The 11727-nt window shown below is 74.6% G+C and carries 11 protein-coding genes; 1 reads left to right on the forward strand and 10 read right to left on the reverse strand.

From position 1 onward, the window contains the following. Window positions 1-88 precede the first annotated feature (88 nt). The 10 genes from LQ51_RS07945 to LQ51_RS07990 form a co-directional block, all read right to left on the reverse strand. Entirely contained in the window at window positions 89-1015 is a 927-nt protein-coding gene (locus tag LQ51_RS07945; protein WP_046564044.1) for a sporulation protein, read from the reverse strand. Between the two features lie 335 nt (window positions 1016-1350). Further along, window positions 1351-2415, reverse strand: coding sequence for a hemolysin family protein (locus LQ51_RS07950; protein WP_046564045.1), 1065 nt, complete (start codon window positions 2413-2415; stop codon window positions 1351-1353). Next, window positions 2412-3767, reverse strand: a complete 1356-nt coding sequence (locus tag LQ51_RS07955; RefSeq protein ID WP_046564046.1) for a hemolysin family protein — start codon at window positions 3765-3767, stop codon at window positions 2412-2414. The genes LQ51_RS07950 and LQ51_RS07955 overlap by 4 nt, the downstream gene beginning before the upstream one ends. 163 nt (window positions 3768-3930) lie before the next feature. After that, window positions 3931-4263: a monovalent cation/H(+) antiporter subunit G gene (gene mnhG / locus LQ51_RS07960; RefSeq protein ID WP_046564047.1), complete on the reverse strand. Its 333-nt coding sequence runs from the start codon at window positions 4261-4263 to the stop codon at window positions 3931-3933. After that, on the reverse strand, window positions 4260-4523 hold the full coding sequence (locus tag LQ51_RS07965; protein WP_046564048.1) for an MrpF/PhaF family protein: 264 nt from the start codon (window positions 4521-4523) through the stop codon (window positions 4260-4262). The genes mnhG and LQ51_RS07965 overlap by 4 nt, the downstream gene beginning before the upstream one ends. After that, window positions 4520-5143, reverse strand: coding sequence for a Na+/H+ antiporter subunit E (locus tag LQ51_RS07970; protein ID WP_046564049.1), 624 nt, complete (start codon window positions 5141-5143; stop codon window positions 4520-4522). Before LQ51_RS07970 ends, LQ51_RS07965 begins: the two co-directional genes overlap by 4 nt. Beyond that, window positions 5140-6648 carry a Na+/H+ antiporter subunit D gene (locus LQ51_RS07975; protein ID WP_046564050.1) on the reverse strand — a complete coding sequence of 503 codons (1509 nt, stop codon included), beginning with the start codon at window positions 6646-6648 and terminating at the stop codon, window positions 5140-5142. The genes LQ51_RS07970 and LQ51_RS07975 overlap by 4 nt, the downstream gene beginning before the upstream one ends. After that, window positions 6645-7127: a Na(+)/H(+) antiporter subunit C gene (locus tag LQ51_RS07980; RefSeq protein ID WP_046564051.1), complete on the reverse strand. Its 483-nt coding sequence runs from the start codon at window positions 7125-7127 to the stop codon at window positions 6645-6647. The genes LQ51_RS07975 and LQ51_RS07980 overlap by 4 nt, the downstream gene beginning before the upstream one ends. Beyond that, complete coding sequence (locus tag LQ51_RS07985; RefSeq protein WP_046564052.1) at window positions 7124-9967, reverse strand: Na+/H+ antiporter subunit A; 2844 nt, start codon at window positions 9965-9967, stop codon at window positions 7124-7126. The genes LQ51_RS07980 and LQ51_RS07985 overlap by 4 nt, the downstream gene beginning before the upstream one ends. A gap of 117 nt (window positions 9968-10084) precedes the next feature. Beyond that, window positions 10085-10453 carry a hypothetical protein gene (locus tag LQ51_RS07990; protein WP_046564053.1) on the reverse strand — a complete coding sequence of 123 codons (369 nt, stop codon included), beginning with the start codon at window positions 10451-10453 and terminating at the stop codon, window positions 10085-10087. 170 nt (window positions 10454-10623) lie between these two features. On the opposite strand from LQ51_RS07990, the gene LQ51_RS07995 reads away from it, so the two are divergent. Further along, a partial coding sequence (locus tag LQ51_RS07995; protein ID WP_046564054.1) for a DEAD/DEAH box helicase occupies window positions 10624-11727 on the forward strand: 1104 nt, incomplete at its 3' end.

Consider the following 11727-nt stretch of genomic DNA (forward strand, 5'->3'; position numbering starts at 1 on the left):
CGCCGGGCCGCCGCCGGCGGGCCGTGGAAGGCCGCCTCGGGGCCGTCGCCGCCACCCGGCTGCCCAGCGGCTGGCGTGCGGGCCGGCCTCAGGTGCCGTCGCCGCCACCACCACCGCCGACCCCGGCGCCACCGGCGGTGCCGCCCAACCCGTAGCCGGGCGCCACCGGCTCGTCCGGGGGGCGGCTGACGTGCGCGGACTCGTTGATCGTGGCGGACCAGTCGGCGTGCGCCGCGGCGGCCGCGTGCCGGTTGATGGCCTGCCGCAGCCAGCCGTCCACGGTGGCCACCCAGTCCCGCCGGTCGGCGCCGGCGTGCCAGATCCGGAACCGGCTGATGCTCTGGTGGGTCACGCCGGCCAGGGCCAGCCGGCGGTCCATCCAGAGCACCACCTCCAGCACGGCCGCGTTCGTCACGAAGATCACCTCCAGCTCGGTGATCGGCCCGGCGTAGAGCGGGGCCGCCCAGTAGCCGAGCCGCTGGTACACCGGCAACGCCTGGGCCACCCCGGGCAACCGGCCGTGCTGCAAGCCGGCCTGCCGCATGACGAAGCCGAGCGTGTCCAGCGCCGCCAGGATGTGCTGCTGAGTCGGCAGCGGATGCACGAAGACCGGCACCAGCGCCCCCTGATCCAGGTCGGGGTCGACCGACACCTCGGTTCGCAGGCCGGTGCGCAGGCTCATCAGCGGCACCCCACCGAAAACGGTCACCGGGGTTTCCCAGGGCAGCGGGAGGGCGAAGTCGATCGACCGCCGCCGTCCCGCCGGCACCACGAACCGGCCGGCGATCGGCACCTCGTGGTACTGCACCAGCCGCCGGGGCGCCTCCGGGTCGGCCGGCTCCGCCTGAGCGAGCAGCCCGAGGCGGACGTGCCGGACCGGGACGTCGGTGCCGCCGGCCGCCAGCGTCACCCGGCCGGGCAGGCGCAGACCCGGGCGGGTGCTCGGGCTGGTGAGCGTCGTGCTCACCGAGAGCCCGGTCCACACCGACTCCGACGACACCCCGGTCAGCCGCACCCGGTCCCCCTTCCCCCGACCCGCCGGCATTCCCGGTGGCCCGGCGGCCACTCCTGCCCCGCCGCTCCCGCCCCTCCGCCACGGCGGCCACTCCCGCCCCGTCGCGTCGGTGTGGGTGCGTTTGTTGTCGCTGGAGCGACAACAAACGCACCCACAGCCCGATCAGACCCTCAGCGCGGACCGCGCCCTGGACGGACCGCGCTCTCGGCGGACCGCGGCCCCGGCGGACCGTGCGTGGGCGGACCGCGCCCCGGGGTTGGCGGAGACGAGCCGGCCGCTGGGTCGTGGGGACCCGGCGGCCGGACAGAAGGGACGGAAAGACGGAAGGGGGGCGGTCAGCGCAGCCGGCGGCCCCGGGGCACCGGGTCGGTCTCGTCGTCGAACTCGCCGATGACCTCCTCGAGAAGGTCCTCCAGAGCGACGAAACCGATTGGCCGGGTCGGGCCGCCGCCGTTGCGGACCAGCGCCAGTTGGGCCTGCCGGCCCCGCATCGCCGCCACCGCCTCGGTGACCGAGGCCTCGGCCGGCAGGGTGAACGCCGGGGTCATCAGCTCGTCGGCGACCGCCGGGCGGCCGGTGGTGACCGCCCGCACCGCCTCCCGGACGTGGACCAGGCCGCAGACCTCGCCGCCCGCGTCCACCACGGCCAGCCGGGACCGGCCGCTGTCCCGCGAGACGTGCTCGATCCGCTCGGCCGTGTCGTCCCGGCGGACCGTGACGATCCGGTCGAACGGCTCCATCACCTGCGCCACCGTGGTGCCCTGCAACTCCAGCATGCTGGTCAGCATCTGGTGCTGCTCGGCACCGAGCAGCCCGTGCTCCCGGGACTGCTCCAGCAGGATGCGCAGCTCGTCCGGGCCGTGCACCTGGGCGAGCTGGTCCTGCTGGCGTACGCCCACCAGCCGCAGCACGGCGTTCGCGAGCGCGTTCAGCGCGGACAGCACCGGGCGGGCCACCCGGGCGAAGGCCCGGAACGGCAGCGCCAGCAGGGTGGCCGAGCGCTCCGCATCGGTGATCGCCCACGACTTCGGGGCCATCTCGCCGACCACCAGGTGCAGGAAGGTCACCAGCGCCAGCGCGAACACCAGCGCCACCGCGTGGCTGACCGCCAGCGGCAGCCCGACGGCGTGCAGCAGCGGGCTGAGCAGGCGCTCGATGGCCGGCTCGGCCAGCGCACCGAGGCCCAGCGTGCACAGGGTGATGCCGAGCTGCGCGCCAGCCAGCATCAGGCTCAGCTCGCGTACCCCGTCCAGCGCGGCGCGGGCCGCCCGGCCGCCACCGGCCGCCAACTGCTCCAGCCGGTAGCGCTTCGCCGCCACCAGGGCGAACTCGGCGGCCACGAAGAACCCGTTGAGCGCGAGCAGCACCACGGAGAAGAACAGGGCGAAACCGGGGCTCATGCCACGTCCTCCGGGCGCTCGCCGGCGGCCATCCGCAGCAGGACGGAGTCGGCCACGTGCCGGTCCACGGCCAGCACCTCGACCAGGGCACGCGGCTCGTGCGCCGGTTCCTCCCCGTCGGCGGCCAGCGCGATCTCCAGCCGGTCACCCACCTCGGGCACCCGGCCCAGCTCCCGCATGACCAGGCCGGAGAGGGTGTCGTACTCGGGCCCCTCGGGCAGCGCAATGCCGGTGCTGTCGGCGACCTCGTCGATGCGCCAGCGGGCCGGCACCACCCAGGAGCCGTCGTCCTGCCGGGCCGGGGCCCGCTCCGGCGGGTCGTCCTCGTCCCGGATCGGCCCGACCAACTCCTCGGCGATGTCCTCCAGCGTGATCACGCCGGCGAAGCCGCCGTACTCGTCGACCACGCAGGCGAGCTGCCGGTGGCCGACCCGCAGCCGGTCCAGCACCGTCGGCAGCGGCAGCGTCTCGGGCACCAGCAGCGGGGGTACGGCGACCGCGCCCACCCGGGTGGTGGCCCGCCGCGCCGGGGGCACCCCGAGCACGTCGGCGATGCCGATCACGCCGATCAGGTCGTCGACGCCCTCGGCGCCGCGTACCGGGAACCGGGAGTGGCCGGTGTCGAGCAGCTCGACGACCCGGCTGACCGGCTCGTCGGCCCGTACGGTGTGCACGTCGACCCGGGGCACCATGGCCTCCCCGGCGGTCAGCTCCCGGAAGTCGAGGCCCCGGTCGAGCAGGTCGGACATCGCGGCGTCCAGGTGCCCCTCCTCCCGGGACTCGGCGATGATCTGTTCCAGGTCCTCCGGGGTGGCGCCGCTGGGCAGCTCCTCGATCGGCTCGATGCCGACCCGGCGGAGCAGCCGCACGGCGGCCCGGTCGAAGAGGGTGATCAGCGGGCCGGCCACCCGCAGGTACATCAGGGTGGAGCGGGCCAGCGCCCGGGCCAGCGGCACGGGCCGGGCGATGGCCAGGTTCTTCGGGGCCAGCTCGCCGAGGACCATCTGCACCACGGTGGCGATGAGCAGGGCCAGCGCCACCGACAGCGGCAGCGCCACGGCGGTGGAGAGCCCGGCGAGGCCGAGCAGGTCGGCCAGCCCCGCGCCCAGGTACGGCTCGGCCACGTAACCGACCAGCAGGGCGGTCACGGTGATGCCGAGCTGGGCGCCGGAGAGCATGAAAGAGAGCCGCCCGGTGACCTCCAGGGCCCGGGCGGCCGGCTGGTCGCCGCCGTCGGCGAGCTGCTTGAGCTTGCCCCGGTCCACGGCGACGTAGCCGAACTCCTGGGCCACGAAATATCCGGTGGCGGCGGTGAGCACGGTGATGAGGACGAGTCCCACGAGGATCAGCACGGGAGGCTCAGGGCTCCCGGGTCCGTCGGGGCGAGGGGATGCCGGGTATGACCCGGCCGGCTACTGCTGCCCTCCTGGGCAGAAGAGTCGATCATGCCGCCATTTTATCGGTGCCCGCTGGACGTTCGCTGAGGGTGCCGGGAAGCCCGCTCCTCGTCCGGATTCACCGCCCGGCCAGCTCGTCGGCGTCCAGCAGGTCCCGGTCGATTCGCCCGGACCGGTACGCGGCCCGCCCGATCATCTGGGCGGACACCGGGGCGGTGGCCAGCTGGAAGATCGCGACCAGCATGATCATGCCGAGGTCCGAGCCGGTGCGCAGCCGCAGCGCGAGGCCGGTGATCAGCAGCAGCACGCCGAGCACCTGCGGCTTCGTGGCGGCGTGCATCCGGCTCAGCACGTCCGGGAAGCGCATCACCCCGATGCCGGCGGCCAGGCTGAGCAGCGCGCCGGCCAGCAGGCAGGCCCCGCCCAGCCAGTCGGCCACGGCGCCCGTCACACCTCCTCCCGGACGGCGAACCGGACCAGCGCCACCGAGCCGACGAAGCCCAGCAGGGAGAGCACCACCAGCACCGGCAGGGTGGTGGCGTGCCGGTTGACCGCCGCCTCCGCGCCGACCGCGCCGAGCATGGTGGAGAGCAGCAGGTCGGCGCCGACGATCCGGTCCAGCAGCGACGGCCCGCGGTAGATCCGGGCCAGGGCGAGCAGCGCGGTGACCGAGAACAGTCCGGTCAGCGCGACGGCGAGCAGCGTGGTCATGGTCGGGTCCTCCGGTCGTCGGGTCCGTTGTGCAGCCGGCGTACCTCCTCCGCGGAGCCGACGGCGCGGACGACGCGCCGCTCGACGTCGCGGATCCGCTCCCGGCTGCCGGCCAGGTCCTCCGGGCCGCGCACGTCGAGCACGTGCACGTAGAGCACGCCCTTCTCCCGGTCCACGTCCACGATCAGGGTGCCCGGGACCAGGGAGATCACCTCGGCGGTGAGGGCCAGGTTGAGGTCGGTGCGGATCCGCAGCGGGACCCCGATGATCGCGCCGCGCGGCCGGAACCCGGGACGCACCGCGATGGCCGCCACGTGCACGCTGGCGCTGATCAGCTCGCCGACGAAGGTGACCGCCAGGACCAGCAGCGGGCCGAGGCGCAGCCGGCCGCCGAAGGTCACCGGCGGAAGCGGGAAGAACAGCAGCACGGCCGCGCCGATGACGACGCCGCCCAGCAGATTGGCCCAGGAGAGGTCGCCCCAGAGGAGCAGCCAGATGGCCACCAGCCAGCCGAGCGCGACGGCCTGGTCGCGCCGCCGCCCACGCCAGGCGCGCCACCCGGTCGGCGGCCGGGCGGCCCCGTCACCGGCCGGCGGGGACGCGGCCCGCCAGGTACTCACCGCGCCTCCGCCGGCAGCACGGCCCGCACGTACGGGGTGCGCGCGCGCAGGTCGGTGGCCGCGTCCGCGGTGACCCGGAACAACGGCCCGGCGGCCAGGGTGAGCCCCACGCCGAGCGCCACCAGGGCGGCGGTGGCCCCCACCATCAGGTTCGGCAGGCGGGCCGGCCGGCCGGCGACGGCCAACCGGGGTGCCCGCCAGAACGCGATGTTCCACACCCGGGACGCGGCGTAGAGGGTGAGCAGGCTGGTCAGCGTGCCCGCGCCGACGAGCACCCCGGGCAGCGTCCCGCCGGCCGCCACACCGGCCTGGAGCAGCCCGAGCTTGCCGAGGAAACCGGAGAACGGCGGGATGCCGGCCAGGTTCATGGCCGGCACGAAGAAGAGCACGGCGAGCAGCGGGGTGACCCGGGCCAGCCCGCCGAGCCGACGCAGGTCGGTGCTGCCGGCCCGCTCCTCTACCAGGCCGGCGACCAGGAAGAGGGTGGTCTGGATGGTGATGTGGTGCACCACGTAGAAGATCGCCCCGGTGAGGCCGGCGACGGTGCTCAACGCCACCCCGAAGATCATGTAGCCGATGTGGCTGACCAGCGTGAAGGAGAAGATCCGCTTCATGTCGGACTGGGCCACCGCGCCGAGGATGCCGACCACCATGCTCAGCCCGGCCACCACCATGAGCAGGTTGGCGAGCTCGCCGCCGGGGAAGAGCAGCGTCTCGGTGCGGATGATCGCGTAGACGCCCACCTTGGTGAGCAGGCCGGCGAAGACGGCCGTGACCGGGGCCGGCGCGGTCGGGTAGCTGTCCGGCAACCAGGCGGAGACCGGGAAGACCGCCGCCTTGATGCCGAAGGCGAGCAGCAGCATCAACTGCAACATCAGCCGTACGCCGTCCGGCAGCGCGTCCAGACGGCCGGCGAGCTGGGCCATGTTGAGGGTGCCGGTGGCCGCGTACACCAGGCCCACCGCGGTCAGGAAGATCATCGAGGAGATGATGCTGACCACCACGTACGTCGAACCGGTCCGGATCCGCACCTCGGTGCCGCCGAGGGTGATCAGCACGAAGCTCGCGGCCAACAGGATCTCGAAACCGACGAAGAGGTTGAACAGATCCCCGGCGAGGAACGCGTTGGTCACCCCGGCGGTCAGCACCAGGTAGGTCGGGTGGTAGATGTTCACCGGCGCGGACTCGCTGGTTTCCCCCCGGCCCTGCCCGATCGAGTAGAGCAGCACGCAGAGGGTGACCGCGGCCGACACCACCAGCATCAGCGCCGCCAACTGGTCGGCCACCAGCACGATGCCGACCGGGGCCGGCCAGCCGCCCACCTGGACCACGAGCGGCCCGTGCCGGTACGCCTCGACCAGCAGCACCACCGCGACCACCAGGGTGACGAGCAGCCCGAGCACGCTGACCGACCGCTGCAACCGGGGCCGGTTGGCCAGGATCAGGGTGAGCGCCGCGCCGAGCAGCGGCACCACCACCGGCAACGGCACCAGCGCGGGACTCAAGGCTGTTCCCCGCGGCGGCGTAGCCGGCGCAGCGCCGGCTCGGGGTCCACCTGCTCGGGGTCGTTGTCCGGCCCCTCGCCACCGAGGTCCCCGGTGGCCACCTCGTTGCGTTCGGCGAGCCGGGCGACCTGCCGGTCCTCCAGGTCGTCCTGCACCTCGTCGTCGCCGGTCAGGTACCAGCTGCGGTAGGCCACCGCGAGCAGGAACGCGGTCAGCCCGAACGTGATCACCACGGCGGTGAGCACCATGGCCTGCGGCAGCGCGTCGCTCATCGCGGCGGCCGGCACGGTGCCCGCCAGCGGCGCCGCGCCGGACCGGCCGGCGAGCAGGATCAGCAGGTTCACCCCGTTGCCGAGCAGGATGACCCCGAGCAGGATCCGGGTCAGGCTGCGTTCCAGCACCAGCGTGACGCCGGTGGCGACGAGCACCCCGACGGCGATCACCAGGACCAGGGTGGGTCCCGCGGTGCCCCGGGTCACGGCGACACCTCCGGTCCCCCCTCCGGCTGCACGGCGAGGCCGCGGGCCGGCTCGCCGGCCGCCTCGACGTGCCGGTCCACCTCGGCGCCGAGGCTGCGCAGGATGTCCAGCACCAGCCCGACCACCACCAGGTAGACGCCGATGTCGAAGAAGAGCGAGGTGACCACGTAGGAGTGGCCGACCAGCGGCAGCCAGAAATCCACCTTGACGCTCTGCAGCACGTCTCCGCTGAGCAGCAGCCCGAGCGCCCCGCCGCCGACCGCCACGCCCAGCCCCGCGCCGAGCACGGTTCCGGCCCCGACGGGCGCGGCCTCGGCCAGTTCGTACCGGCCGCCGGCCAGGTAGCGGACGGTCAGCGCGAGGCCGGCGACCAGCCCGCCGGTGAATCCGCCGCCGGGCGCGTTGTGCCCGCTGAAGAGGAGGAACAGGGAGAGCAGCAGCACGGTGTGAAAGATCAGCCGGGTGACCACCTCGAAGACGATCGAGCGGCGCCGGGCGTGCAGTGTGGCGCCGCCGCGCAGCCACACCGTCGGCCCGCCGCGGCGGGGGGCGGCCGGCCGGGGACGGCGCGGCCGGGGCCCGGTACGGGACCGCTGGAAGATCAGACTGGCCACCCCGGTCGCGGTCACCACCAGCACCGCCAGCTCCCCCATGGTGTCCCAGGCGCGGATGTCCACCAGGGTCACGTTGACCACGTTGCGGCCGTAGCCCTCCGCCACCGCCAGGTCCGGAAAGGCGAGCGAGATCGACGGGAACCGGCGGGCGCCCGCGGCGGCCAGCGCGAGACCGGCCACCACCAGTCCCGCCCCGACGCCGATCGTCCGGCGCACCCAGCGGCTGCGGCGCAGCGGCCGGGCCGAGAACCGTTCCGGCAGCCGGCGCAGCACCAGCACGAACACCGCGATGGTGGCGGTCTCCACCAGGAACTGGGTGAGCGCCAGGTCGGGCGCGCCGTAGAGCACGAACATCATCGCGGTGCCGTAGCCGGTGACCCCGACCAGCAGCATCGCGGTGAGCCGGCGCCGGGCCGCGACGGCGATCAGCGCGGCCACCGCGATCACCACGCACACCACCAGTTGGACCGGGCTGTCCCAGGCCGCCAGCCCGACCCGCCACGGCCGGGTGCTCAGCATGGCCGTGCCGGGCACCAGCACCAGGACGAGCAGGATGGTGCCCAGGTACTGCGGCAGGGCGCCGCGCTGGGTGGCGGCGGTGACCTTGATGGCCAACCAGTCGAACCGGTGGGTGATCCACTCGTACCCCTGGTTGCCGCCGACCGGGAAGCGGAGCCGGGCCAGCGCGGGCGCGAGCGGCCCCCGCGCCAGGTGCAGGGCCACGCCGCCGGCCACCGCGACGGCGGACAGGCCGAGCGCCGCGGTCGGTCCGTGCCAGAGCGCCAGGTGCTCCTCGACCGGGCCGAACAGCGCGGCGTACGGGTCGAGCAGGCCGCCGACCCAGCCGGCGGCCGGGCCGGCGGCCAGCCCGGCGACGGCGAGCAGGGCCGGGGGTACGAACATGGCGGCGGGTGGCCGCGTCAGGTCGGTGGCCGGCACGCCGGGCCGGGAGGCGAACGCGCCCCAGACGAAGCGGATGCTGTACGCGACGGTCAGCGCGGTCCCCGCGACCAGGATCGCGAGCACCAGCGGCTGGTCGGTGAACGCGCCGAGCAGGGCCTCCTTGGCCACGAAGCCGAGCAGCGGCGGCAGCCCGGCCATCGACGCGGCGGCCAGCGTGGCGACCGTGGCCAGCGCCGGCGCGGACCGCCCGAGTCCGGACAGTTCCCGCAGGTCGCGGCCGCCCGCGCTGTGGTCGAGCAGGCCCACGACGAGGAAGAGCGCCGCCTTGAACAGCGCGTGCGCCAGCAGCATCGCCACGCCGGCCAGGGCCGCCTGTGGGGTGCCCGCGCCGAGCACCACGGTGAGCAGGCCGAGCTGGCTGACCGTGCCGAACGCCAGCAGCAGCTTCAGGTCGGTCTGCCGCAGCGCCGCCCAGCCGCCGGCGACCAGGGTGATCAGCCCGGCGACCACGGTGACCGGCCGCCACGGGCCGACCGGGGCCAGTGCCGGGCCGAGCAGCCCGATCAGGAACACCCCGGCCTTCACCATCGCCGCGGCGTGCAGGTACGCGCTGACCGGTGTGGGCGCGGCCATCGCCACCGGCAGCCAGGCGTTGAACGGGAACACCGCGGACTTCGCCAGGGCCCCGGTGAGGACGAGCAGCACGGCGAGGACGAGGTACCCGCCGGTGGGCGGCGGCCCGGAGATGATCACGGACCAGCGGTAGCTGCCGGCGTGCCGGCCGAGCAGCAGGAACCCGACCAGCATGGCCAGCCCGCCCAGCGTGGTGACGGTGAGCGCCTGGACGGCCGCCCACCGGCTGGACCGGCGCTCGGTGCTGTGCCCGATGAGCAGGTAGGAGAAGACGGTGGTCAGCTCCCAGAAGACGTAGAGCAGCAGCAGGTCGTCGGAGACGACGAGGCCGATCATGGCGCCGGCGAAGGCGACCATGATGGACGCGTACCGGGCCAGTCCGAGCGAGCCGGCGTGGAAGTAGCGGGCGGAGTAGACCAGTACCAGCGCGCCGACCCCGCCGACCAGCAGCAGCATCAGCCAGGACAGGGTGGTGACCCGCAGCGCCACGTCGAGCTGGAGCTGGGCGATCCAGGGGTACGTCTCGACCACGGCACCGCCGTGCCGGACCGCGCCGGTGTGCGCGATCGCCCAGCCGACGGCGGCGGCCGGCGCGGCGGCGAGCGGGTAGCACGCGCGCGGGCCCCACCGGCGCACCAGCAGCGGCGCCAGCAAGGCCGCCACCAGGTGCAGGATCAGCAGGACGAGCACGCGTACTCCAGGTCGAGGTGACCGCGCGTCGGGCACGCTGCGGCCAGACCGATCAGACGTCAGATCGCCGGCCGCCGGGCGTTTTTCCGGAAACCCGTCCCGGCCGCCCGCCCCGGGTCAGCGCAGGGCGGGGTCGGCGGCGGTGCGGTCGCGGCGGGTCTCCACCACCAGCAGGTCGGGGCGGCCGAGCTGGAGCACGGCCTTGTTCACCACCCGCTGCGCGGCGGCCAGGGAGCGCACCGGCAGCTGGGTGCCCCGGCTCTCCCGCCGCAGGACGAAGTAGTGCACGGCGGCGCGGACCAGCCCGCGGTCGGCGGCGCTGGATCCGGCGGTGGCGACGACCAGCTCCCGCAGACAGTGGGCCAGCTCCTCGGCGAGCTGGAGCTCGGGGCCGTGCAGGCCGGCGCGGAGCGCGGCGAGGTGGCCGTCGACCTTCCGGATGAGCACGTCGGTGCCGGCTCCCGAGCCCTGCTCCTCGACGCTCATCCATGCCTCCCCCGCCGGTGCGTTGCGGGTGAAGTTACTTTATGTTGTGCCGTACAAGCAAGCAGTTAAGTAAGACTTAACGCTAATAACACCTCATTCGGCGCGCAAGCCATCGAGCTGGGAAGAGCCGGACCCGCCCGGCGGGCCGATTGTCGGACCGCCGGGGCAGGATGGAGGACGTGGCGGACGAGGTGACCCGGAGCAGGGCGGTGCTGGCCGAGTTCGGCGCGGCCACCCGGGAGTGGTTCGACGCCGCCTTCGCCGCGCCGACCGCCGCCCAGGCCGGCGCGTGGCGATCCGTGGCCGCCGGCCGCAACGCCCTCGTCGTCGCCCCCACCGGTTCCGGCAAGACCCTGGCCGCGTTCCTCTGGTCGCTCGACCGGCTGGCCAAGGAGCCGCCACCGGCCGAGGCCCGGCACCGCTGCCGGGTGCTCTACGTCAGCCCGCTCAAGGCGCTCGCCGTCGACGTGGAGCGCAACCTGCGCGCCCCGCTCGCCGGGATCCGGCAGGCCGCCACCCGGCTCGGCCTCACCCCGCCCGACATCACCGTCGGCATGCGCACCGGCGACACCCCGGCCGACGAGCGGCGGGCCTTCGCCCGCACCCCGCCGGACATCCTCATCACCACCCCGGAGTCGCTCTTCCTCCTGCTCACCTCCGCGGCCCGGGACTCCTTGCGCGGCGTCCGGACGGTCATCGTCGACGAGGTGCACGCGGTCGCCGGCACGAAGCGCGGCGCCCACCTGGCGCTCTCCCTGGAGCGGCTGGACGCGCTGCTCGACGCGCCGGCCCAGCGGATCGGCCTCTCCGCCACCGTCCGGCCGATCGACGCCTGCGCCCGCTTCCTCGGCGGGGCCCGCCCGGTCGACGTGGTGCAGCCGCCCAGCAGCAAGACCATCGAGGTCAGCGTCCAGGTCCCGGTGGAGGACATGACCCGCCTCGACGAGCAGGAGCCGCCGGAGGACAACCTCGGCGGGCCCGGGCCGCGCCGCGCCTCCATCTGGCCCGCCGTCGAGGAACGGGTCTTCGCCCTGATCCGGTCGCACCGCTCCACCATCGTCTTCACCAACTCCCGACGCAGCGCCGAGCGGCTCTGCGCCCGGCTCAACGAGCTGGCCGCCGAGGAACTGGCGGCGTCGGCCGGCCCGGACGGCGGCCGCGTGGCCCGGGGCGGGGAGCCGGTAGGCGTATCCGAGCTGCTGTCGGGGAGCGACGGCCCGCCGGCCGGCGACGGCGGTCCGACGGACGGGCCCGACCCGGGCCGGCGGCGCGGC

It is taken from the genome of Micromonospora sp. HK10 (genome assembly GCF_000982955.1).
GTDB lineage: Bacteria > Actinomycetota > Actinomycetes > Mycobacteriales > Micromonosporaceae > Micromonospora.